The organism is Paenibacillus sp. cl6col, assembly GCF_900102125.1.
Classification (GTDB): domain Bacteria; phylum Bacillota; class Bacilli; order Paenibacillales; family Paenibacillaceae; genus Paenibacillus_B; species Paenibacillus_B suaedae.
In genome coordinates this window covers 559,177-585,163 of record NZ_FNAZ01000001.1, presented here as the reverse complement: position 1 = coordinate 585,163, position 25,987 = coordinate 559,177, and the positions used below count along the sequence as shown (strand labels likewise).

16 protein-coding genes and 3 other annotated features are annotated in these 25,987 nt (G+C 45.7%); of the genes, 15 read left to right on the top strand and 1 reads right to left on the bottom strand.

Translation table 11 applies throughout. The features are described from left to right. Nucleotides 1–32 precede the first annotated feature (32 nt). The 3 genes from tsaD (at nt 33) to BLS15_RS02465 (ending at nt 4,436) form a co-directional block, all read left to right on the top strand. Nucleotides 33–1,034, top strand: coding sequence for a tRNA (adenosine(37)-N6)-threonylcarbamoyltransferase complex transferase subunit TsaD (tsaD, locus tag BLS15_RS02475; RefSeq protein ID WP_051249927.1), 1,002 nt, complete (start codon nt 33–35; stop codon nt 1,032–1,034). Between the two features lie 114 nt (nt 1,035–1,148). Next, nucleotides 1,149–1,433 (top strand) — a binding site (T-box leader). A 62-nt stretch (nt 1,434–1,495) separates the two neighbouring features. Then, nucleotides 1,496–1,774: a binding site (T-box leader), on the top strand. A gap of 145 nt (nt 1,775–1,919) precedes the next feature. Then, nucleotides 1,920–3,494 (top strand): 2-isopropylmalate synthase, encoded by a 1,575-nt coding sequence (locus tag BLS15_RS02470; RefSeq protein ID WP_021254333.1) that lies wholly within the window; start codon nt 1,920–1,922, stop codon nt 3,492–3,494. Between the two features lie 465 nt (nt 3,495–3,959). Further along, nucleotides 3,960–4,436 carry a YbaK/EbsC family protein gene (locus tag BLS15_RS02465; RefSeq protein WP_028531652.1) on the top strand — a complete coding sequence of 159 codons (477 nt, stop codon included), beginning with the start codon at nt 3,960–3,962 and terminating at the stop codon, nt 4,434–4,436. A 94-nt stretch (nt 4,437–4,530) separates the two neighbouring features. On the opposite strand, the gene BLS15_RS02460 is transcribed toward BLS15_RS02465, so the two are convergent. Beyond that, a complete protein-coding gene (locus tag BLS15_RS02460; protein WP_021254331.1) occupies nt 4,531–6,501 on the bottom strand; it encodes an ABC-F family ATP-binding cassette domain-containing protein in 1,971 nt (656 codons plus the stop codon). A gap of 323 nt (nt 6,502–6,824) precedes the next feature. On the opposite strand from BLS15_RS02460, the gene BLS15_RS02455 reads away from it, so the two are divergent. The 12 genes from BLS15_RS02455 to tyrP all read left to right on the top strand — a co-directional run bounded on the left by BLS15_RS02455 (nt 6,825) and on the right by tyrP (nt 25,967). Beyond that, nucleotides 6,825–7,505, top strand: a complete 681-nt coding sequence (locus BLS15_RS02455; protein WP_051614010.1) for a 5-formyltetrahydrofolate cyclo-ligase — start codon at nt 6,825–6,827, stop codon at nt 7,503–7,505. A gap of 139 nt (nt 7,506–7,644) precedes the next feature. Then, on the top strand, nt 7,645–8,145 hold the full coding sequence (locus BLS15_RS02450) for a MogA/MoaB family molybdenum cofactor biosynthesis protein (protein WP_028531653.1): 501 nt from the start codon (nt 7,645–7,647) through the stop codon (nt 8,143–8,145). Between the two features lie 127 nt (nt 8,146–8,272). Beyond that, the gene (locus BLS15_RS02445) at nt 8,273–8,542 is read left to right on the top strand and encodes a twin-arginine translocase TatA/TatE family subunit (protein WP_021254328.1); all 270 of its coding nucleotides are present in this window, start codon (nt 8,273–8,275) and stop codon (nt 8,540–8,542) included. Between the two features lie 76 nt (nt 8,543–8,618). Continuing rightward, complete coding sequence (gene tatC / locus BLS15_RS02440) at nt 8,619–9,401, top strand: twin-arginine translocase subunit TatC (protein WP_028531654.1); 783 nt, start codon at nt 8,619–8,621, stop codon at nt 9,399–9,401. Nucleotides 9,402–9,700: 299 nt separating this feature from the next. Beyond that, entirely contained in the window at nt 9,701–9,985 is a 285-nt protein-coding gene (gene groES / locus BLS15_RS02435) for a co-chaperone GroES (protein ID WP_021254326.1), read from the top strand. A gap of 124 nt (nt 9,986–10,109) precedes the next feature. Continuing rightward, the gene (groL, locus tag BLS15_RS02430) at nt 10,110–11,747 is read left to right on the top strand and encodes a chaperonin GroEL (protein WP_021254325.1); all 1,638 of its coding nucleotides are present in this window, start codon (nt 10,110–10,112) and stop codon (nt 11,745–11,747) included. Between the two features lie 693 nt (nt 11,748–12,440). After that, nucleotides 12,441–13,223, top strand: a complete 783-nt coding sequence (locus tag BLS15_RS02425; RefSeq protein WP_090509687.1) for a CPBP family intramembrane glutamic endopeptidase — start codon at nt 12,441–12,443, stop codon at nt 13,221–13,223. A 520-nt stretch (nt 13,224–13,743) separates the two neighbouring features. Further along, nucleotides 13,744–19,776 (top strand): S-layer homology domain-containing protein, encoded by a 6,033-nt coding sequence (locus BLS15_RS02420; protein WP_090509683.1) that lies wholly within the window; start codon nt 13,744–13,746, stop codon nt 19,774–19,776. 581 nt (nt 19,777–20,357) lie between these two features. Next, nucleotides 20,358–21,020 (top strand): hypothetical protein, encoded by a 663-nt coding sequence (locus BLS15_RS02415; protein WP_090509678.1) that lies wholly within the window; start codon nt 20,358–20,360, stop codon nt 21,018–21,020. A gap of 99 nt (nt 21,021–21,119) precedes the next feature. After that, nucleotides 21,120–21,344: a binding site (T-box leader), on the top strand. A 115-nt stretch (nt 21,345–21,459) separates the two neighbouring features. Next, on the top strand, nt 21,460–22,722 hold the full coding sequence (gene tyrS, locus BLS15_RS02410; protein WP_021254322.1) for a tyrosine--tRNA ligase: 1,263 nt from the start codon (nt 21,460–21,462) through the stop codon (nt 22,720–22,722). Nucleotides 22,723–22,803: 81 nt separating this feature from the next. Next, a complete protein-coding gene (locus tag BLS15_RS02405) occupies nt 22,804–23,484 on the top strand; it encodes a protein rep (protein WP_021254321.1) in 681 nt (226 codons plus the stop codon). A 1,073-nt stretch (nt 23,485–24,557) separates the two neighbouring features. Further along, nucleotides 24,558–25,967 (top strand): tyrosine-tyramine antiporter, encoded by a 1,410-nt coding sequence (tyrP, locus tag BLS15_RS02400; RefSeq protein WP_021254320.1) that lies wholly within the window; start codon nt 24,558–24,560, stop codon nt 25,965–25,967. The last annotated feature ends 20 nt before the right edge of the window (nt 25,968–25,987 follow it).

The window sequence follows — 25,987 nt, the reverse complement described above, 5'->3', positions numbered from 1 at the left end:
ACCAATCTATTAAAGATAATTCTTGCCTCATTATGTCTATTGAAACGAGCTGCGATGAGACCTCAGTAGCTATCGTCCGCGATGGACGAGAGGTGCTGTCCAATATGGTGTCCAGTCAAATCGACGTTCATCGCCGCTTCGGCGGAGTTGTTCCGGAGATTGCCTCTCGCAAGCATGTCGAGACGATTACGGTGATGCTGGAGCAGGCGCTTCAGGAAGCAGACGTTACGATGGCAGATGTAGATGCAATTGCGGTAACACAAGGGCCGGGTCTAGTCGGATCGCTGCTTGTTGGCGTTGTCGCAGCCAAATCACTGTCTATGGCTCTTGATATTCCACTCATTGGAACTCATCATATTGCGGGTCATATTTATGCGAATCGACTAGTGGAAGAGATTGAGTACCCATGCATGGCGCTCGTAGTGTCTGGGGGTCATACAGAACTTGTGCTCTTGGAGGAAGAAGGAAAATTCCAGGTAATCGGGCGTACAAGAGACGACGCAGTAGGCGAGGCTTATGACAAGGTAGCACGGGCAGTCGGCTTCCCATATCCGGGAGGTCCGCATATCGACCGGCTGGCAGTTGAATCAACCGAGGAGGTCGAGATGCCCCGAGCTTGGCTTGATCCCGAATCGTACGACTTCAGCTTCAGTGGATTGAAATCTGCCGTGCTGAATGCGGTCAACCAGGCAAAGATGAAGGGGGACGAGCCGAATTACGCAGGAATTGCCCGTGGATTCCAGCTCTCTGTCATCGACGTGCTGATTGGCAAAGCGATGCGGGCTGTTCAACAATACGGTGCGAAGCAGCTTCTGCTGTGCGGAGGGGTTGCCGCCAACCGGGGCCTGCGGGCAGCATTGGCAGAACGCTGTGCTGCTGAGGGGATTCCGCTGCTCATCCCGCCATTCGAATATTGTACGGACAATGCGGCAATGATTGGAGCTGCTGCTTACTTGAAGTGGAAGCATGGTCAGTCTACGCCGCTTGACTTCAAGGCAGAGCCATCGTTCTCCTTAGAAGCGTGGTCCGTGTAATCCATTGCAGAATGCAGCTTCTTTCAAACGTCGATAATTAGGTATTGACGATTTCAGATGAGGGCAATATAATAATCATCAAACCTAAATCCTTCCATGGAATGGGAAATACGGTATAACGCTAAGATCAGGAGTAGTAGGGAAATTGCTGTTCAAATGAAGAGAGCTGCGGGATGGTGCAACGCAGTGGCAGCAAGCCTGAACTCGCCTGTGAGCGGATCGGCGGAATGAAGTACGCAGATACGGTAGCCCCCGTCATCGGGCGTACATGACGATATATTTCTAGGCTGTGGCCTGCGTGTATCGACATGTGCATGAAGCGGATGAGGCTTCATCTATCGCGAAGATGGAGTTCATCAACTAGAGTGGTACCACGGCAGAACACCTGTCGTCTCTAACGAGGCGACAGGTTTTTTTATTGTCACCCAACTTAATCGAACGACACGACAATAACATAGTATTCATACACAACGAACAGGAGTAGTAAGAGTTGAACTGTCTCACAGCAAGCTGCGGGGTGATGCGACGCAGTGACAGTAAAGTCTGAACTCGCCTGGGAGTGGAACAGCTGAACGAGCATGATTGGATATGACGATATTCCGATTATATTCGATAAGCAGTTACGGTACCTGCCGTTATCAGGCATGAGAGGAAGGTCTCGAATAGGAGCTGGCTGCGCCTGCATCTTATATGACCTTCAATCGGAGTGGTACCGCGGCATACAACCTGTCGTCTCCTGATACGTGGAGACGATAGGTTTTTTTGTATTCATTTCTCCTTTTGGAGTATGTCTCTGGGCGACAGAAAAATAATTTCCGTTTGAAGATGAATAACGAGTTTCTATGCTGATTCCCTATAGCCTTTCCATATGAAGGAGGACTTTCTATGTCAACGAACAATAGCAATATGATTCGAATTTTCGATACTACGCTGCGGGATGGAGAGCAAGCACCAGGTGCAGCTCTCACGTTGGATCAGAAGCTGGAGCTGGCGGGGAGACTCGCTGCATTGGGCGTAGATGTCATGGAGCCGGGATTTCCGGTATCCAGCCCAGGGGAATTTGAGGCCGTACAGCGCATTTCAAGAATGTTCCCTGAGGTCGAAATCTGTGGTTTTGCACGTGCGGTAAAAGAGGATATCGATGCTGCGGTTCGCGCAACCGAAGATGCAGCGAAGAGACGTATCCATCTCTTTATTTCCGCTTCGGATATTCATCTGCAATATCAGCTGCGCAAGACTCGGGAAGAAGTGAAGCAAATGGCACGGGAAATGGTGTCCTACGCCAAGCAATTTGTAGATCAGATTGAGTTCACGGCTATGGATGCGACACGCGCAGACGCTGATTATGTAATTGAACTTGTAGAGACTGCTATTCAAGAAGGAGCCACAATTATTAACTTGCCGGATACAGTTGGTTATGCTCTCCCTGAGGAGTACGGGGCATTATTCCGCAAGGTGAGACAAGGCGCGCGGGGGGCAGACCAAGTTCAATTCAGTGCCCATTGCCATAATGATCTGGGTCTTGCTGTTGCGAACAGCATCGCTGCGATTCAGGCAGGAGCTACTCAGATTGAAGTAACGGTAAATGGGGTTGGGGAACGCACAGGCAATTGCGCTTTGGAAGAGCTCGTGATGGCACTGAATACGCGGAATGATGTATTGCGGGCGGGCACGCAGATCAAGCCAGAGCACTTATACGAAACGTCTCGCATGGTTAGCCGCATGATGCATTTCCCGATTGCATTCAACAAGCCGATTGTGGGCCGCAACGCTTTCCAGCATGAGTCTGGTATTCATCAGGATGGATTGCTCAAAAACCGCAGCACTTACGAGATCATGGATCCTGTTGAGCTGGGCATTCCTCATCATATGATTATTCTGGGCAAGCATTCGGGACGCCATGCACTCAAGCATAGAGCTGCCCAATATGGAGTCTCATTGGATACGAATCAGTTGGAAGAGGTATATGCGAACTTCAAGCAGATGGCTGATCAGCAGAAGGTTGTGACGGATGAACAACTGCTTCATTGCATCGGGGAGACGTTGAATGAACAGCTAGAGGCTGTTGAACTGCTTGATGTTCAAGTAATAGCGGGGAGCTCTCGCAGTCGTGTTGCCTCCGTGGTAGTTAAGAAGCAGGATACTGGAATGGAGCATACTTATGCCGGTGTGGGCAGCGGGCCAATTGAAGCCGTGATACGGGCAATTACGCAGTCCTTCTCTGAACCGATTCAATTTGAAGACTTAGAGCTTCATTCCTTGTCTTCCGGGGAGAATGCTGCGGGCGAGGCCATAGTTACCGTGTCGTGCAATGAATGCCGATACCAAGGAAGTGCGATGCACCAAGATATTGTAATGGCGGCTGCACAAGCCTATGTTGCTGCATGCAATCAAGCCGTTCGAGGCCAAGTGGCTGAGTCAGACCCTATTGCCCAGTCGGGGATTGTGGAGGTATCCTAACGGAGTGTGGACAAAGTTATCCACATATTCCGTTGAAAACGTGGATAGAACGCTTTCGGCCATGCAGGACTAAGGATCTAGTTTTTGTGAAAAAAAGAATAACATTTGCAATGGAATACACTGGAATTGTGGATAATGTGGATAAAACAGTGGATAATCTTGGTTTACAAAATCAAAACACTGGTCTACCAATAAAAAATGAGTAAAAATGAAAATTAGATTTCTGTTTCATAAAAATGATTCTTGTGAATAACCTGTGATTTACGTGGATGTGGTCTTAAAGTCTGCATTTATTCATGAAAATTCCATTTCGTGGAATGAAATGTAGGGCATGAATGCTGCAGGATGGCTTATCGTACTAGCGATAAATAATGGTTCGGTGCTGATGTTATTCAGCACTGACCCATCTTGTAAGTAGCCATTCAGAGTAAAATTGATTCACCGAGCTGTGATGGAGGTGTTGGAATGGATGAGCTTAAGAACAGTGCGCAGATTGTGCAGGACAAGCTTGCAGCTAGGGGTCTGCCTAATCAGGTTGTTGAGCTGCCGGATAGCACGAGAACCGCGCAAGAAGCCGCAAACACAATCGGGTGTGAAATATCGCAAATCGCAAAGTCAATTATATTTCGCAGAAAAGCTGCAGACCTCCCTTTGCTAATTGTGGCAAGTGGTACGAATCGCGTAAATGAGAGAGCGATCAGTCATCTATTGAATGAAAAGATTGGCAAGGCAGATGCTGATTTTGTCCGAGAACATACAGGCTATGTGATCGGAGGAGTTCCGCCGTTTGCCCATAAGGAATCGATTGAGACGCTGATCGACGAAGAACTGATGAAATATGAAGTGATATGGGCCGCAGCAGGCCATCCCAAAGCTGTCTTTCAATTAACGCCTGAGCAGTTAGTGGAATTGACGAACGGAAAGGTAGTTTCTATCACATAGATCATATGGATAAGTTGTATGGTGCCTGAAGTGTATACAAAAAAAGGGATCCCAATGGAGATCCCTTTTCAACACGTATTGAGGATAAACTTTCTTATGCCTCCATAAGCAGCTCCCACTCGGCATATACTTCATCAAGTGCGGCCTTGGACGCATCTAATTGTTCCTGAATCGACTGGACGCGTACATAATCATTGAACACTTCGGGTTCGGTAAGTTCTAGTTCACGAGCAGCAATCTCTGCTTCCAACTCGGCAATTTGCTTCTCGATTTGCTCCAGCTTACGTTGTCGTGCGCGTTCTTCTCGCTTCGACTGCTTATCTGCTTCATACGTAGACAATCCGCTAGGTGCTGCTTCTGATTTGCCTTCCGCCGTACTGCTCTGGAATGAAGCAGGTTTGCTCGGCTGAGATGGATTTGTGGAGAGCAGATCCTTATCTTCTTCCAGCTGCTGCTTCTTCTCTACATAGTCGTCATAATTTCCTAGGAAATGACACGTTCCTTCTGCACTCATTTCCACGATGCGCTCAGCCATCTTGTTGAGGAAGTAACGGTCATGTGAAATAAAGAGCAGTGTGCCTTCATAGTCAATCAGAGCGGATTCGAGCACTTCCTTGCTGAATAGATCCAAATGGTTGGTCGGCTCATCGAGTATGAGCACATTTGCTTGTAGGAGCATCAGCTTGGCTAGTGCTACTCTAGCTTTTTCCCCACCACTGAGAGAAGCGATCTTCTTCTGTACATCGTCTCCGCTGAATAAGAAGCTTCCGAGTACGGTTCGAATACGAACTTCATCCATATGCGGATAGGCAGACCATACTTCCTCCATGACGGTTACATTCGGGTTCAAATTTGTCTGTTCCTGATCATAGTAACCAATCGTAACATTCGTGCCCCATTGGATCTGTCCAGCTAAAAGATCGTGCTTGCCAGTCAATGCTTTCAACAAGGTGGACTTGCCGATTCCGTTCGGGCCAATGAGTGCGACCATTTCTCCACGCTTCAATTCGAAGCTTACGTGGCGGAATAATGGAGGCTTATGGTCATAGGATGCAGATGCTTCTTCTACTTTAAGCACATCTTTCCCGCTTTGACGTGTAATCTCGAAGCTGAAGCTTGCACGCTTCAGATCCCCTAATGGCTTATCGATTCGTTCCATTTTTTCGAGTGTTTTACGACGGCTTTGTGCACGCTTGGTTGTTGAGGCGCGTACGATATTGCGCTGTACAAAGTCCTCAAGCTTAGCTATTTCAACTTGCTGCTTCTCATAGAGTTTCATTTGCTGCTCATATTCGGCTGCCTTCAACTCGATATATTTCGAATAATTGCCTGTATACCGCTTGGCCTGATGGCGTTCGATCTCGATGATCGTCGTCACCATCGCATCTAGGAAGTACCGGTCATGCGATACAACAAGGACAGCGCCAGGATAGGAGCGTAAGTAACCTTCGAGCCATGTAAGGGTATGGATGTCTAGATGGTTCGTAGGTTCGTCAAGCAGAAGCAAATCAGGCTGTTGCAACAAAATTCGGGCAAGTGCCAATCTCGTCTTCTGTCCACCGCTCAACGTGTGAATATGAATCGTGTTCGGATCCATCTGACCAAATCCCATGCCGTGCAAGATGCTTCGCACACGCGTCTCCATCTCGTAGCCGCCATGCTGGCGGAACCAATCTTGTTGCTCCGCATATCGACGCAAGATCTCTTCATATCGAGATTCATTCTCCGCAGTTGCAGGGTCAGCAATAAGACGCTCTAATTCTCGAAGCTCCTGCTCAGCCTCAATGAGGTGAGAGAATACGGACATCATCTCTTCCCAAATCGTCCGTTCTGAATGGAGACCGGTATGTTGGGCAAGATAGCCGATTCGAGTTTCCTTCGACTTGTATATGATGCCATCATCAGGTGTGAGCTCTCCCGCAATCATTTGCAGGAGCGTAGACTTGCCGGCGCCGTTGACCCCAACTAGGCCAATTCGCTCACGCTCTAAAATTTGAAAAGTAATGTTGGATAACACGGGGGTAATCCCGTAACTTTTGCATATGCCGTTCGCTTGAAGCAGCATCGGTATCTCCTCCGTTTTGGGCAAACTACCATGTCTTAAGAGGTTGTCCAATCCGTGCTACAAGAGCAATCAGAATTGAACATATCCCCTTAAGTTTACATGAAAATGCGGAAAAGTGCGAAGTCTTTCCATGTATGAGATGATAATATTGAAAGCAGTCGGTATCGAAAATGGAGAATGCTTGCGTATAGCTAGCGGAAATGAAGTAAGGATGGTAAACTAAGGTTGAAAATGGTGAAAATGAGTGAAAATAAGAGCAAATGAACATACATAAGAGATTTACGCCGAATGGAAGAATGTAACGCAGCCGAGGAGGGGTACAGTTGGAGCAAGCGGCAGATAAAGGCACACTTCGAGAACGATTCAAACAGCGCCGAAAGGCGGTAATGGAGAAGGAGTACGCTGTATCCAGTGCAGAAGTATGTAACCATGCTTCTGCCTATTTCGCGCAGCTGCGGGAACATTTGAAGCGCCCACTTCGGATATTTGGCTATTGGCCATTTGGAAGAGAGTTGGACATTAAACCCTTGTTCGCTGTTTGTTTAGAAGCTGGAGATCAGATTTACTTGCCGCGAACAATCCCTGCTACACGAACAATGACACTGCATCGATGGGATGAGCAGACGACGTTTACGGATGGCTGCTTCGGGCTCCGTGAACCTGAGGCACATACGGACTTGCTGCCGAGTGAAGAATGGACAAGTCTAGACGTGATTATTGTACCTGGTATTGCATTTGATACCGAAGGCGGCAGACTCGGATTAGGGGCTGGATATTATGATCGCTTCTGGCAGTCTTATATGGAGAGCTTCACGAACAATCAAGATATCGAAGGGGATCTCTCGGTCGTGCGGATAAGCTGTGTCTATTCTTGGCAGATTACTGATAATGTTCCGATGGAGCCCCATGACATTGGGGTGGATCTGCTTATTTCCGAAGAAGGCATAATTTTTTGCGAGCGAGGAAGGATTTCGCAGGAAGAGCTCGAACTTGGATTGCAGTAGCAGACTCATAGTATTTTTGATTAGACTGCGACTTTTTATATTGGACTAGACAGACACAACTGAGAAAATATAAACGAGCTTTAGCATGGAACAAGAGATTATTATGATGAATTGGCGAATGGCGGAAGGAGGAATGGACATGCTTTGGAAAGTGGCGATATTAACAGCAAGTGATAAAGGTTCACGTGGCGAACGGGAGGATACGAGCGCACAGGTTATCCGTGAGCTAGTCGAGGAAGAATTGCATGGTGAGGTTGTAGAATACCGGATTGTGCCGGATGAGGTCAATGATATTTCAGCATCATTAATTGAGATGGCTGACTACTTCCAAGCGGACTTAATTATTACCACCGGAGGAAATGGATTAGCTCCGCGTGATGTGACGCCTGAAGCGACGATGAAGGTGATTGATAAGGAAGTTCCTGGATTGGCAGAAGCAATGCGGTACGCAGCTATGCAGCGAACCCGCAAGGCAATGCTGTCTCGTGCAGTCTGTGGAATAAGAGGCAAATCACTCATTATCAACTTGCCTGCAAGTCCAAAGGGTGTACATGATCATTTGCTGGCGATTATCGACCAGTTGCCGCATGCTTTGTACGCGGTTAGCGGGAATTTGAGCAGTGCGGACGAATTCGAGTAGTGTGCCGAATTTGGAATGATTTTCATAAATTTGTTACAGTTCATTGGTATTTTCTACATATCTAGTATGTTATGATGTATATCATAGCATTTCATTTTATAGAGGCAATGAAAGGTGGAATTACAAGGTGTTTAACGGAATCGGGGTTTCTGGTGTTCTGTTGCTGTTGATTATTGCCTTGTTATTGTTCGGACCCAATAAACTTCCTGAGCTTGGCCGCGCATTTGGCCGTACTTTACGGGAGTTCAAAGCAGGTGCACGCGATATTATGGGCGATGACGAAGAATCTAAGCCTGTTCGCAAGGAAGTGCAGCATGTAGATGTAGAGAAGTCTGAACAGCCTTCTCCTACGGCGTCGGCGACTCATTCCGAATCACAACGGCGTTTGCCGGAATAATGCTTCGCTGGTGACAGGCCTTTTGGCTGTGGCCTAGCGAAGATTGCAACAATGTGATGAACAGGCTGGTGTAGCAATGTCGATAGAAAAGGAAGACCAAATGACAATGGTCGAGCACATTGTCGAACTGCGCAAACGGATTGTTCTTATTCTGGTGGCGCTTGTTATCGGACTTGTAGGCGGACTTATACTAGCTGATCCGATCTATACCTACCTGCGCAGTGTCGAGCCGGCCAAAAATATGCCGCTGCATGGATTTTCGCTCTGGGATGGCATCAATATTTATATGAAGTTCGCCTTTATTTTTGCTTTGGCGATTACACTGCCGATTACGCTGTATCAACTGTGGGCTTTTGTCAGTCCCGGCTTGAGAGTGATAGAGCGGCGAGCGGCTCTTCGTTATGTGCCCTTTGTGTTCGTATTATTTTTGTTAGGGCTGTCATTTGCGTATTTTGTTGTCTTTCCGATGGCTTTCGAGTTTACTTCTAGTATTAATAAACACATGGATTTGCAAGCGACGTATGGGATTACGCAATATTTCTCGTTCATGTTCAATATATTGCTCCCGATATCACTGCTGTTTGAACTGCCAGTTGTAATCATGTTCCTGACACGAATACGGCTGTTAAATCCGCTTCGGCTGCGCAAAATGCGCCGTTTAGCGTATTTTATCTTAATTGTGTTAGGTACGATGCTGTCGCCGCCGGATGTCATTTCGGATATCTTGGTATCGATCCCGCTGCTCATCCTTTATGAGTTAAGTGTGTTCTTGTCTTCGATTGTATATCGCAAACAGATAGCAGAACAGCTTGCTTGGGAGAAAGAGTTCGATGAATCAGCAGATGCGACAATCGCTTAAGTTATAAATGCAGGTAGAGAGAGTGTGATTCGATTTGCACTTTTCCTTACCTGCATTTTTTGTTGAAATCAGCCCGTCTTTATAAGCTTTGGAGACATAAGGGTTATAAAAAGTTAAAAATTTTTAAGCGAATACCCCCTTGCAATCGAATCTTAAAATCAGTATCATAAGAATTGTTATTAGCACTAACCACTATCGAGTGCTAACACATTACTAATTTTGTTGTGGAGCCTTTGTCCGTACTATCGGGCAGCGGATTCTTCACTTTATAACTCTTGTTTAAAAGGAGGCTATTTTTCATGATCAGACCTTTAGGTGAACGCGTATTGATCGAGGCAATTGCGAAGGAGGAAACTACAGCTTTCGGAATCGTATTGCCGGACACTGCCAAAGAAAAGCCGCAAGAAGGTAAAGTTGTGGCAGTAGGTAACGGAGTGTGGAAAGACGGCCAACGTGTGGCTTTGGAAGTAAAAGAAGGCGACCGCGTGCTGTTCTCCAAATACGCTGGAACTGAAATTAAATTCGAAGGCAAAGAATACTTGATTATGAAAGAAAGCGACATCCACGCAGTAATCGGCGAATAGAGCCGGAGAGCGTATGCGCTCATTTTGCAATCACATGATCACGTTCCAGAGAGGGAACCGCTGAATCACATACATGAAGATGAATGAATGAACATATTGATACGAATTGAGGAGGGTTTCACTAATGGCTAAGGATATTTTGTTCTCTGAAGAAGCACGTCGTGCGATGCTTCGTGGTGTAGATGCTTTGGCAAATGCGGTTAAAGTGACACTTGGGCCAAAAGGTCGCAACGTTGTATTGGAGAAGAAATTCGGTTCTCCGCTTATTACGAATGACGGTGTAACAATCGCGAAAGAAATCGAGTTGGAAGATGCATTCGAAAACATGGGTGCACAACTCGTTAAAGAAGTAGCTACGAAAACAAACGACGTTGCTGGTGACGGTACAACTACAGCTACAGTTCTGGCTCAAGCGATGATTCGCGAAGGCTTGAAGAACGTTACAGCTGGCGCGAACCCAATGGTAGTTCGCAAAGGTATCGAGAAGGCTGTTCGTGCAGCAGTTGAAGAATTGCACAACATTGCGAAGCCGATCGAAGGCAAGCAAAACATTGCTCAAGTTGCAGCGATCTCTGCAGCTGACGATGAAGTAGGTACGTTGATCGCTGAAGCGATGGAGAAAGTTGGCAAAGATGGCGTAATCACTGTCGAAGAATCCAAAGGATTCAACACAGAGCTTGAAGTGGTTGAAGGTATGCAATTCGACCGCGGATACATCTCTCCATACATGATCACTGATACTGACAAGATGGAAGCTGTTCTGGACAATCCGTACATCTTGATCACAGATAAGAAGATCTCTACAATCCAGGAAATCTTGCCAGTATTGGAGAAAGTCGTTCAACAAGGCAAGCAGCTCGTTATCATCGCTGAAGATGTAGACGGCGAAGCACTTCCTACATTGGTTCTGAACAAATTGCGCGGTACATTCACTTGCGTAGCTGTTAAAGCACCAGGCTTCGGCGACCGTCGTAAAGCAATGCTGCAAGATATCGGCGCATTGACTGGCGGCCAAGTCATTACAGAAGAGCTCGGTCTCGAATTGAAATCGACTACGATCGATCAATTGGGTACTGCTCGCCAAGTTCGCGTAACAAAAGAAAACACAATCGTTGTAGATGGCGCTGGCAACAAAGCGGACATCGATGCGCGTGTGAACCAAATCCGTACGCAATTGGAAGAAACAACTTCCGAATTCGACAAAGAGAAGCTGCAAGAGCGTCTTGCTAAATTGGCAGGCGGCGTAGCAGTTATCAAAGTTGGTGCGGCTACTGAAACAGAATTGAAAGAGCGCAAATTGCGCATCGAGGATGCTTTGAACGCGACTCGTGCAGCAGTTGAAGAAGGTATCGTTGCTGGTGGTGGTACTGCGCTTCTGAACGTATACAATGCAGTTGCAGCTGTAACTGCATCTGACGATGAGCAAACAGGTGTGAACATCGTCCTGAAAGCTCTTGAGTCCCCAGTTCGTACAATCGCTGATAACGCTGGTCAAGAAGGCTCCGTTATCGTTGAGCGCTTGAAAAATGAAAAAGTTGGCGTAGGCTACAACGCTGCTACTGGCGAGTGGGTTGACATGATCGTTCAAGGTATCGTTGACCCTGCAAAAGTAACACGCTCCGCGTTGCAAAACGCAGCTTCCGTTGCAGCTATGTTCTTGACAACAGAAGCGGTTATCGCTGACAAGCCAGAAAAAGAAAAAGCCGGCATGCCTGATATGGGCGGCATGGGTGGCATGGGCGGAATGGGCGGCATGATGTAATAGAATCATTTTCGAAGCAATTCGAAGATGGTCGACCGCGCCTAAATTATCTACATTGATTATGAGAAGCTTCTCATTCGTTCTCTGAACGTTTGAGTGGCTTCTTTTTTATTGGTTTCTTTTACTGCATATAGATGTTCCTCAGCCATATTCTAGATGGCGATTGAGCGCATCCGTTCTGGTGAAGAGGCTGTTGGTACAGTCTGGCAGCAAATGGCCCGTCTTCGTGGACAAGGCGATCAGTTTTAATCAGTTAATAAGTGAACCTATCCGTTATCGACAAAGCAGCTATTCGCGCACAAGCGCTGGATAGCTGTTCTTTTTGTTGAACTCAGTGATCGAATTCCTGTACACGGAGCTGAAGTTATCTTGATATATCCAGTTTGAGGAATTATTTTTAACATTTTTTTCATTTACCTATTGTATTAAGTGTATCAAGTGATATAATACACTACATACAAATGATACACCAAAGGAAGGAGCTCATTGAATGACATGATTGTTGCGGAATGTGAATCACGTTGGATTCAAGCAAACCACTATACGAGCAAGTGCTCAATCGAATCCGAAGCTCCATCCCGGATCAACTTACAGAGACACGCCGCGGAGAGCAGAGAAATGCTGCATCATTCATACCAAGGTAGGTATGCGTTATTTCCTTAACAATACTAATGAGCGAAATGAGGAGTATTGATGAAGACAGAATTTTCGATAAGACACCCATACTGGGCGGCAATACTTGTAGGATTGCTTTGCACTTTGATGACAGCAACCGGCTTCGCTGTAACGAAGGCTATCGGGTTAGACGATGATCATAGCTTGTTAGTATTGGCAGCTTTTCTCGCTGTATCAGCCATTATTGGGTTTATGATTATGAAGAAGTCACGGTTTTCGTTATATGATTACGGATTCCGTTATAGCGAGGCTAAGAGCAGTAGTAAGGTTATGTTTTACATTCCGCTGCTCGTAATTGAAGTGCTTTCTATTGTAGCGTATGGCTTCTGTGGTGAAATACGTCCGGTACAATATGTGTTTACCCTGTTATTTACGATTTCGATTGGTTTCAATGAGGAAATCTATTTTAGGGGGTTGGCTCTAAGGTACATAGGGGAAAAAGGAATTAAAGCGGCGATCATATGGTCGTCGGTAATATTTGGGGTATTACATATGGCGAATGCATTTGGTGGCCAAAATATTGGCTACAGCTTACTGCAGGTTGTTTATGCTTTTCTGGTTGGTATTGTATTCGCGGAGATTGTATCGATTACGAAGAGCTTGTGGTTCGTAATTGTATGGCATGCCGCACATGACTTTATCTCACTTCTGACAGAAGGCAGTATCGAAACTGGAATTATTATACTACCCGTGCAGGTAGCACTTTTATTGTTTTATGCGATCTATCTTTGGAAGAAGCATATTGCGCAAGAGAGTAGTATCACTAATTCTACCGATCAACAACCTCAAATGTCGCAATGAGCGACTCTATAAGATGAGTGCCTCAGCTCTATTTGCTGGGGCACTCATTTTGGTCTACAGCTTTGTATACGATCATCTTTCTTTGTTCAATACTTTCCTTCTGAATCAGTTTCTACTCTACCGCCTTGTTTAGGGAGATGCCTGTGTCGAGCATTCGGCGGTTAAAATTTTTATACCCTCTTTTTATACACCCTTATTGCAAACATATAAGCATCATCGTATCCGTATGTCCGCGCAGTAGGGCGGATGTGATCTTGTTCTCGCTCATACAATCACCTCCACAACTGCATAATAAGATATATTACTCTGACAGTCAAGGTACTATATTTATTATAATACTCTGTTCTAAATAAATGGTGCATCCCCCTGGCTAGATCGCGTGATTCCTTTTTTTTGCTTTCACTTTCTTTTACAGACACTCCATATGGGGATGACCTGGATATTACAATTTGGGGGTAGAATTCAGTAGCAATACATCTACCATTCTGTAACAGATAACAAAGGAGAGAGAAAAGATCACATGCGAATACGCAGAAAATGGTTGTCTCTGGCATTGCTGGGAAGCATGCTGCTTGGCGTGCTGCAGCCTGCATTGGCGCAAGCTTCACCTGGATTCGATTATACTAAGGTGCCGAAACTATTAATTACGGAGCTGGTGCCAGATACGAAGAATGTGAATTCGGCCGACGGCTATGAGAGTATTGAGATTTACAATAATACGAACCGAGACATCAACTTCAGAGATTACAAAATCGTGTATAACAACGGCAGCAACAATGACTGGTCGCTTACGGATAAGAAAGTTCCCGTGATTATCAAGCCGCATCAGACGATCGTGCTCTGGATCATGAATGGCAGTAATACGAACGAGACGGCTGATGCATTTAATAGCAATTATACAATTAACGGATATACGTCCAATTTGATTGAAAACACGAATTTGTTCCGGATTGATGCCGGCGGAGGCATGGCGAATACGGGAGAACGCAGCGTAGCGATTCATACGCTAGGCGGTGTCGAGATTGCCAAAGCGGCTTATTCGGTAACCAAGTCCAAAGAAAATTTCGGCATTCACTATAGCTATCCAATGGATGCAAGCAAGAATATGGCGATGGTAGGCGCAGCGGAATCGCAACCGGCTTCCCCAGGAACCGTTGAGGCGATTCAAGTGCCGGCATTCCCTTCGGATATCGGGGAACCGCCTACTGCTACGGCTCTAAATTTCGATCATGTGCCGGCAAGCAAGACGCTCGTGAATCAAGATGTGCCGATTGATGCATCCATCACAGGCAACCTGACTTCAGTTACCGCTTCCGTCTACTATAAGACAGACGTTCAGACGGCTTATACGCCACTAGTGATGGCGTCGGCTGACGGAGTGAAGCATACTACTACGATTCCTGGCCAAGGGGTCCTTGATGGCAATTTGCTTCAATACTATATTGAAGCGGTGGACGGAAATCTGCAGCCGGAGCGAACGGGTACATATGCGGTTGAGATCGAATCTTTGCCGCCGGTACAAGGGGACAAGCTTCAAATCGAGCATACTTCGGCGAAGCAAGTCGATGCGAAGGATCTGCTCATTACTGCGAAGCTGAACAATCCGGATAAAGTCAAAATTGACAAAGTGGAGCTGCTGTACAAGTCGCCATCGCAGGCGAAGTACACCCTGCTGGCAATGAAGCAGTTGCAACCCGATGGCAATGATTATAGCGTGACCATTCCGGCGAAGGCGTTCGTCGAATCCACGCTAGATTATACCATTCGTGTGAAAGACGTCGAGAAGAGCTATACCGTGGATGTCAATATCCCGCCATTTAACGCGGCGAAGGTGCCGTCATTGCTCGTAACGAAGATCGTTCCGAACACGACGAACGTGCCGAACACGTCATCGGACGCATTCGAAATGATTGAAGTGTACAACAATACCGATTCACCGATCGATTTTAAGAACTACAAGGTCAACTATCGATATCCTGATGATGGACCGGAAGCTGATTTGAAATGGCCTACGACCAAAGAAGATTTCATGATTCCTTCTCAGCAGTCGGTTGTGTTCTGGATTAAGAACGGCGCGAACAATAGCTATACGGCTGCGGATTTCAACAACTTCCACAAGACGAACTTGGTTGAGGATGCGAACTTGTTCGTAATCATGAGTGACGGCATGGCGAATTCGGGTCGCCGTGGTATCGTCATTAAGACGAACACGGGCAAAGAAATTTCTTATGCCAATTATGACGCAACGACCGTATATGAAGGCGGCGTGAGTGACGAGACCAAGGAAGACAAAGCGATTCTATTCAAATATCCAATGGACGGCAGCATCACGATGATCAAGACAAGTTCCGGGCTCGCGGCGCCTGCTCCTGGCGTGATCGATCCGGAGCTCGTTCCGGCCGTGCCTGTGCATGTCGAGCAAGACACGACGCCGCCAAAGGCAGAAGACCGCTCTGGCATAACGTCGGTCGAGCAATCGAAGAACCTTGATCTGAAAGCTTTTGCGGATGATGAGAGGCAAGTGGCGACAGTAAAAGTCTTTATCCGGACGGACAAAGAAGCGGATTATACCGGTTATGCACTGACGCAGAATTTCACTGATTCGTTGTATCATTATCTCGTGCCTGCAGCTACGCTGATCGGCAGCAAGTATATTGAATATTATTTCATGGTATCTGACGGTACAAATGAGGTGGAGACGGCAAAGGCCAAGGTGGACATCGCCGGCAAGCCGGGTCATGATCCGCTCCGTCTCAACGTGAAGAACGGGGATATCGTGAACGGTACGAAGACGTTGAAAGGGACGTCGGAGACAGCGCCTGCGAATACGTTGAAGTTAAGCGTAGACGGCCAAGCGATTACACAAGGTTCGTTCGATGCATTAGAGCACGATGCATACTTCGTCTTCGAAGCGAAGAACGTGGACTATTATTTCAAGAATGCCGTCACGATGGGGCCGGAGAGCGAGAAGGATAAGACGATCCTCTATACGTTCATGGATCCGATCCCGACGTATACGACATTGACTTTTAAAATCGATGCGAGCCGCTTCCATATTGGTGCGGATAACGTGATCTATATTCGTGCAGGTTCGAAGACAAGCCCATTCGATGACCGCAAGGAAGAGAATAAAGACGATTTCGAAGTACGAAACGTACGCTTAATGCTGGCGGACGGTACTGAGATTTGGGATCCACTCTACGTGAAGGGGAAAGAAATCAAGATCGGCGACAGCCCGGGAAAAATGGAAGGAATCGGCTTCAACTTCAATCTGGATGCGAAGTACTTCCAGTCGCACGCCTATGCTTGGGATACGACCAAAGCGGTGGACGGCGCGCATCAAGTGATAGTGACCGATAGCAAAAATGTTACCGTGACGGCGAATGTCACGATAGACAATACGCCGCCTTCGATCAAGCCGAATGTTGAAGAAGGCAAGCAGTACCGCGGCAATTTCAATCTGGATGCGGAGATCAAAGACCAGCTTGCCGGCGTTGACCAAGTGATCGTGAAGCTGGATAACCAAGATATTAAGCTTCCCTATGCTTTATCTTCCGGCAGCATGAAGGCGGGCAAGCACACGCTGACGATTACGGCATCCGATAAGGTGGGTAATCAAGCGGAGCGCACGGTCACATTCACGACGCCGGAGGAAAATCCGCTGCAGCCGGAATTGATCGCGCCAATGCAAGGTCAATCCGAATTGGGCGGCAGCGTGGGTCTGAAGGTGAAAGTGCAGGATCCGACGAATGATCCGATGAACGTCACGTTCTACAGAGGCTTCCAATATGATGGCAACCGCACTGCAGAAGGATTCACAGGCTTCATGAACGCATCCGATACCGAACCGCCGAAAGTCATGATTCCGGAAGGAGAGCAGACATTAACGGTAGAGGATTACCGTAAGATCAGCGCAGAAGACGGCGATTACTTAGTCAATGACGCAGTGGAGCAATTCCCATACCAACGTTATCAGATTAAGCTTGACCTAGCGGTCCAGAAGACAGACCGCGTCGATATCGTCTGGAAGGGCAAATCGATCGAAGGACGTAAAGTCAGCTTGTATGCTTGGAACGAGAGCGCGAAGAAATGGGTGCAGCTCGTTACCCGCATTGCAGGCACAGAGGATTTCGAATTGAAGTCCACGGTTAAAGTCGAAGACTATGCAATGGGACAGACAATCCAGATCATCGTGCAAGATGAGATCGCGGAGATGAAGGAACTGAAGTCTGATACGGCCCAAGATCCGTATGATTTCTCCTTCGTATGGATGTCGGATACGCAGTACTACTCGCAGAGTTATCCTCAGATTTACAAGAAAATCGTGAATTGGGTGAAGGATAACAAAGAGAGCAACAATATTAAATATGTCATCCATACGGGAGACATCGTCGATAAATCCTATCAAGAGTATCAATGGCAGGAAGCGGATGAGGATATGAAGGTGTTGGAAGATGCCAACATTCCTTACGGCGTGCTTGCTGGTAACCATGATGTTGGTCACCAAGACAACGACTATACGAAGTACTGGCAGTATTTCGGAGAACAGAGATTCAAGGATATGCCAACGTACGGCGAGTCCTATCAGAACAATCGCGGACACTACGATCTCGTTTCGGCCGGAGGCAATGATTTTATCATCGTCTATATGGGCTGGGGCCTGGGTGATAAGGAAATCGACTGGATGAATGAGGTCGTGGCGAAATATCCGGAGCGTAAGGCAATCTTGTGCTTGCATGAATACATGCTCGTATCCAATAACCGTGCCCCGATTGCCGATAAGATTTTCGAGAAGGTCATTAAGCCGAACAAGAACGTCATCGCGGCATTGTCCGGACACTATCACGATGCGCAGCTGAAGATCGATGAGCTGGAGGACGACAACGGCGAGAAGCGCAAAGTCTATCAGATGCTCGCGGACTATCAAGGCGCGCCAGAAGGCGGTCTCGGCTATATCCGTCTGATGCAGTTCGACATGAAGAACAACAAGCTTCACATCAAGACGTATTCGCCGTATTTGGACGATTATAACTATTATGATTCTGAGTTCTATCCTGGCAAAGACGAGTTCTCGCTGGATCTGGATTTACAGCCGAAGATCAAACGCGTCGCAACCGACTACATCGGCGTGAAGGTCTATAGTGAATTACCGATCGGCAAAGTGAATAACGTGAAGAGCGGCCAGCAGGCAGCTTTTACTTGGAGCGGGCTCCAAGGCGATAGCTACTATCAATGGTATACGAAGGCAGAAGACGGCAACAGCGGTCAAGTGTTATCGGATATTTGGGGCTTCTATACAGGTAAGGTGAGTAATCCTAATCCAGGCCCTGGTACTACGAAACCAGATCTAAAGCCAGAACAAAAGCCTGATCCAAAACCTCAGCCTAAGCCGGAGACTTCTTCGGACAAAGGGGTTATGAGCATTAAACCGGGCGCGGATGGCGCTTATGCGGTAGATCGCGCTGCGCTTGAAAAAGCAGTCAATGAAGCAGAGCACGGCAAAGTGGCGATTAAGCTCGAGGCAGCGGGTTCGGAACAAGCGGCTCAGCTCGTGTTGGATGCGGCTGGTGTGCGAAAAGCGAAAGAGCGCAAATTGAGTATTGAAATTGTGGGATCTGGATTTACCGTGACGATTCCGGCAGCTTCCTTGCCGAATGGCATCGCAGATGCGGATCGCATCGTGCTTCATATTGATCCGACGATGAATTCCTCGATCCAGACGGCAATCAATGCGGCAATCAGCTCGAACGGTGAACTGAAGTCGACAGGCGTAGTATTCACGCTCAAGCTAGTAACGGTCAAAGGAAAGACAGAGACGGCGGTTCAGCAATTCAGCGGTCCGATTACCGTGAAGCGTACGCTAACGGCAGAGCAAATGAAGCAGCTGCAGAAAGATTACGCGAATATGTATCGTCTGGTCGATGGCAAAGCAGAGATGATCGCTGGTACGTTCGATGGGAGCACAATTAGCTTCTCGACGGATCAACTGGCGCAATTCGCTGCGCTCGAACTGCACAAGCAGTTCGCAGACTTAACGGGTGGTTGGGCTGACGAATACATCCTCAAGCTGGCTGCGAAGAATATCATTACGGGGATGGAGAATTACCAATTCCGTCCGAATCTGAATGTATCGAGAGCGGATTTCGCGACGCTTGTCATCCGTGCGCTGGGTATCCAAGCAGTAGAAGGACAGACACGATTCGCGGATGTAACTGCAGACCGTTACTATGCAGGCTATGTGAGCAAAGCGGCTGAACTGGGATTGGTACAGGGCAGCAACGGTAAATTCCGTCCGACAGAGCCGATTACGCGCCAAGAAGCGGCAGTGATTCTAAACAAAATGGCAGAATACATGAAGAAGCCACTTGCGGGATCATCCACCGTGCCAGCATTTGCTGACTTGAGCAGCATTGCCGGCTGGGCGAAGGATGCAGTGACGAAGCTGCAAGCAGCGGGTATCATTAATGGCAAATCAAACAACCGTTTCGATCCGCACGGCTCGGTGACGAGAGCGGATATCTCGAAGATGCTTTATTTGATGTTGAATAAGTAACGAATACGCGCAGAACCCAAAATACCGTCAGGGATCATCCTGACGGTATTTTCATGAGCTCTACGTTCAAATATTTATAAGTTTTTCACTTAGCCATTGAAAGAAGTTAGCTAGCATCACGAAGGTTTGTTCACGCGTAAGCTGGCCTTTCATGAAAAGAAGGTACCGCATTCAATATTCCCAGCTCTGCGGCCCGCTAGATACTAGCTTAAGCCTAAGGTAATAGCTGCATCATCTTTGGAATGATCAAATTGGAGCTGAATCGTAAAAAGATTCGCTGACATTTAACTTGATGCGGTACGGAGATCGCTGAAACTATATCAAAGGACGTTGTCTAGTTTGAAATAGACGTCGGTTGACCATCTTTGGTATAGACCCAGTTACAGTGACTACGGTATGGGATTCCAATCAAAATCTTCTTCCGTCCGAAAGGCATTGAATCCTTCGCGATCAATGACGAGTTCTGCACACAAACACAGACAATTACAGGGATACACACATAGCATGTAGGAGTGTACATGATCTCTTTATTTTTCGCTGCTCTCAATCACCCAATCTAACAGGGAAAGGTGATGTTTAATATGGCTAATCTTATTGCTTTTCAAAGGATTACCAGTAATGCGTCTACCGTTTTTCTTGGTATTAACATGGCTCAAGCTGCATTTAATGCAGCAAATGGACAAGGAGCTAATCCAGTTACGGTTCCCAGATATCTGAATCCGGTCTGGCCATTAATCCAAAAATATGATAATGATAATCTTCCCCCTTTCGGGGATAATCCCAATCCTGAATACATTTGGGATCAAACAACATCAGATGGACAGACGGTAGCTTTTGGCGCTGCGTCTGCTGGGAGAAGCATTCCAAGCGGCACAACTGAGGCATTCGCTGTTACATTAATTGCTTTTGCCGATAATGCGATGGAAGCAAAAATTGAGCTTTTTGAGTTGATAAACAATCAGTTTGTAAAAGCAGCTCCTCAACCAGATGGGTTAGATGAACTTGTATTGGTAGCGGGAACCCCCAATATACCTGCTACAGGATTAACAGAGATAGAACCTTATAACTGGCAAAGCACTCGCGTATATTCTACTCTGTTTACTGTTGAGGCTCTGGATGCAGACAGGGTAGTCAGTATTGTTGTCTCATTTGAGGGAACCAATTACTTGGTTCCTAATCCACCGAAACCGAATCCGGCAGGTTTGCAGTTCATTCTGGATATTTACATTGCTTTCAATTTATAAATTGATTTTTAATTTAGTTGCCTCCTATTTTTAATATTCAAATTAATAATGTTGACAAACCATTTGAATAGCACTATGATTGTCAGTAATCTAATATTGAATAACCCGATGAAAGAGCGAAGTAGCAATGTTGTCACTGTTCTCAGAAAGCCAGGGGTTGATGCGACCTGGTACACACAATGAATTGCGAATTACACTCTGGAGGTTCTTAGGTAACGCTAAGCGGATTGGCAATCGATATCATTGCCGAGAGTGGTATGAATAGTGGCTGCAGCACTGTTCATGCAAGCTGGGTGGTAACACGGTTAATTAATCGTCCCTATGTCTACAATAGACAAGGAGACGATTTTTTTGTTTTTCTGAACCTTAAAGGTAGCGTTTTGAACTTACATTCTCAATTATCAAATATAAAATCACACCAAGGAGCTGAATCACAATGATGAACATTATCGATGAATTGGAATGGCGCGGTGCCATTAATCAACAGACAGATGCTGAAGGTTTGCGTAAATTAACAAGCGAGAAATCGATATCATTATACTGTGGTGTTGACCCTACTGGGGACAGCATGCATATCGGACACTTGATTCCATTCATGATGCTGAAGAGATTCCAGCTTGCAGGACACCGTCCGGTGATCTTGATTGGTGGAGCAACAGGGACAATCGGCGATCCAAGCGGCCGTACAACAGAGCGTACGCTGCAAACGATGGATCAAGTCCAAAATAACGTAGATGCATTGACTGCGCAAATGAAGAAGCTGTTCTTGAACGAAGGCGACACTGGCCTGCGCATGGTGAACAACTACGATTGGACTCATAACGTAACAATTCTTGATTTCCTTCGCGACTACGGGAAGAACTTCAGCGTCAACACGATGCTGGCGAAAGATATCGTAGCAAGCCGTCTCGATACGGGGATCTCCTTCACTGAGTTCTCGTACCAGATTCTTCAGTCGATGGACTTCCATCACTTGTTCGTTAATGAAGACGTACAACTGCAAATCGGTGGCGCGGATCAATGGGGTAACATTACAAGCGGCCTTGACTTGATTCGCAAAAAAGAAGGATCAGAAGCTAAAGCATTTGGTTTGACAATCCCATTGATGCTCAAAGCAGATGGTACGAAATTCGGTAAAACTGCTGGCGGTGCAATCTGGCTCGATCCGAACAAAACGACTCCATTCGAGTTCTACCAGTTCTGGGCAAACACAGATGATCGTGACGTAATTAGATACCTGAAATTCTTCACATTCTTAACGCAAGAGCAAATCAAGGCGTTGGAAGAGAAAGTACAAACTGAGCCGCATAAACGTGAAGCTCAACGTGTACTTGCTGAAGAAATGACCAAATTCGTTCATAGCGAAGAAGCATTGGTACAAGCTCAGAAAATTACAGCTGCCTTGTTCAGCGGAGATATCAAAGCGCTGACTGCAGATGAAATCGAGCAAGGCTTCAAAGATATGCCTACATTCCATGCTTCTAAGGAAGAGAAAAACATTGTAGACTGGCTCGTTGATCTTGGTATCGAACCATCCAAGCGTCAAGCGCGTGAAGATATTGCGAACGGTGCAATTTCGATGAATGGAGAAAAAGTAACGGATCTGGAAATGACAGTTACTGTGGACGATTCCTTCGATGGCCGCTTCATTATTATCCGTAAAGGGAAAAAGAGCTACAGCCTCGTGAAATTGGGAGAATAGCTGCTCATGAAATTTGGAGAATAGCTGCTACAGCTATTCTCTTTCCTTTATCTCCTTTAGTTAGGGGGCCGGAATAACCAAATGCCAGAATCGTGGAAAAAATCGCTGCAAAGTGCTTTACTGAATCATCGCATTATATCGGCTATCAATCAGGACATGCAAGTCAATTGGCTTATGCTCGATCTCGGGATTACCGAAGTGGCTCTCAATCAACTGAATGAAGAACTTGACCGTATGCTGATTGCGTTCAATCGATTATGCAAGTATAAACAGGTAAAGCAGATATCGCTAGGCTACTTTCGAATGTTGGATATTATACGAAATGAAGAGAGTTGCCAACCTAAGCTACATATTCTGCTTCCAACGATTAAGAGTTATTTTCAAGGCAGGTATTATATTAAGGCAGAGTCGTGGTTGTCTCTATGGTGCAGAGCTTTGGATAAAGAATCTGTAGACCATGTGACCGTGAACGTGAAGGTTGTGAACCCAAAGGGCGATCAGCAGGCGACTGTTCAAAAGATGGACGAAGGCTTGGACAAGCTTGTAGTGAATAGGGGACAACGAAGGTTGGAGAGTAGTGAGCCAAGTACCCTACTCCCTTCTCGCAGATTAATCGGATACAGCAGAGTGATGAAGGAATATATGGAGAAGTTGAAGCCTGATCCTGTATATGATTTGAGCGAGTACCGAACAGAAGATATAGTAGCGAACGCTGCATTCGAAATCATGCTCGATTGGTATCCTGGGATACGGCTCAAATAGATCATCATCCTAAGAAATAGAGTCATCATTTAATTTATAGATAGATAATAGAAGTTTGAAGGACTGGATTGAGACAAAATCCAGTCCTTTCTTTGTACGGAACGTCACCAATGAATGCTGCTTGGTTCAAAAAAGTGGGAGTTGAAGAGAAATTATACACTTTCTGACGCAGATTGAGCGGATTAATCCATAAAGGCAAAAAAAAGATCAAAAATTGAAATGTTTGGCTATGATATATTTCACAACTAAAATATGAGGATTATCATAGGAAAATAAGAAAGGGTACATGTATTGATATAAGAAATAGCCGATTTCAACATAATTACTTACCAAATTAATCCTCTGCGTTTGTGTCTACGTACTTCAAGCATTTGAGTAGAATTTGATAAAAAATAGAAATAGAGAGGGTATTATCTATTTCTGAGAGGTTTCCCTTACTCCAGCAAGCCGGTAAACATATTCCCCAGCATGTATAAGTATTCCCTTTTGTATTTTCTTCACTCTTTGTTCCCCAATCCAGTTTTGCCCTCAATTACGTTCAACCTTAGGGAATAAGAACAACTTCCCCAACGCATGATAGTGATATCGTCTAGTAGGCAACCAATCCCCAAGTGTGCTTTTATTTCATGATAGAAAGGATGTGTGTTCAATATCAATAAATAAATGATAGAGAAGATGAATTGATGTATATATAAAAATACTATTTACCGCATTTATATTCACTATTTCACCCTGGAAATGCTTTTACCTATAGAAGCGAAAAACCTTTAAAGCCTTCATCGAATTGCTGGAAAAAGCTTTAAAGTATTTGCTAACAAGATTCTGGAAAATGACGAAAAAACCTTATGTGACAAGGTGTTGAATCGAATTGACAGAACAAAAAAATGAGGCGTATACTGACGGTGCAAGTTAATCGATTAACAAAACTATATAAATAATTTCATATCATCAAGGGGTGAGCTCGAAGCGTTTCAATTGCATTCCTATAGTTTCAATTCATACCTTATTCATTGATTTGAATAATTTAGGAAGATTGAAAAGGTTAGACAACTGAGAGAAAGAAGGATAGATCAATGGCCAATTCAAAAAAGTTGACGCTATTCGGGTTAATTGGGATTACGATGGCGTTCTTCGGTACTGTTCGTAGTGTGCCGACACTTGCCGCCACCGGCTGGACTCAAATCTTTTATATGTTGGTTGCAGCCGTATTGTTCGCCTTGCCAATCGCGTTGATGTCAGCCGAGCTGTCAACAGGGTTCCCTGAAGAGGGCGGACCGCAAGTATGGGTTAAAAACGCTTTAGGCGAGAAATGGGGCTTCGTTACCTCATGGCTCTTATGGGTACAAATGTTCTTCGGGATGGTAATGGTCGCATCCACAGTAGGGGTTCTATTCGGATACGTCATTAATGTTCCCGATTTATCATCAAACAATTACTTCATATTCGCAGTTATCCTGATTTCATATTGGGGCGTTACATTATTGAACTTGAAGTTCGATATGGTCAAAATTGCAGGTAACTGGGGCGCAATTATCGGGGTATATATCCCATTCGTTATTCTCGTAATCCTGGGTCTTATGTACATGTTCAAAAATGGCATTAACCCACAAGGTTACTTGGCTGACTTCAAAGCAAGCAATTTGTTGCCGAATCTAAGCGATTTGGGAAGCTTGGCATTCTTGTCCGGTATCATCTTTATCTTCGCTGGTGTAGAGATCTCTTCTGTACATGCGAATAACATCGAAAATCCGAAACGCAACTATCCGATTGCAGTTATCGCTTCCGTTATCTTGCTGGTTATTTTCAACCTGATTGCAGGTCTTACTGTAGCAAACGGTGTTCCAATGGGGAAAATGGAGCTTGCGAACATTACGCAGCCTTACCTGATCTTCTGTGAAGACTTAGGCATTCCATCAATTTTCGTTAATATTATCTCGGCAATGATTTTGATCGGTGTACTCGTTCAGCTTAGTGCATGGGTACTTGGACCAAGTAAATCGATGATCAAGGTCGCAGAAGATGGTAACTTGCCGCCATTCTTCCAAAAGAGAAATGGAAAAGGTATTCCAATTTCGTTCGTATTGATTCAAGCGATTGTTATCTCGTTAGTTTCCGTTCTTTATATCGTAGTACCTGACGTAAACAGTGCGTTCTTGATTATCACAATTACAACGACAATTCTCTATTGTCTCGTATATGCTTTTATCGCAATTTCAGCAATTCGTCTTCGTTACAAAATGCCTGAAGTCGAAAGACCATTCCGACTTGGCAGCAAAGGCAATGGCTTGATGTGGTTCGTAGCTTTGCTGGCCTTGTTGAGCGTAGGCATTACATTGGTTGTTAGCTTGATTCCACCATCTATTCTCGAACCAAGCCAAACAACGGGTTATATCATTTATCAAGTAGGCGCAACAATTGTTATGGTGGGCATCGCCCTTATCATATATAAATTCAAGAAGCCAAGCTGGAAAAAGAGTGAATAGTTTCACAAATTAAGTGCTTC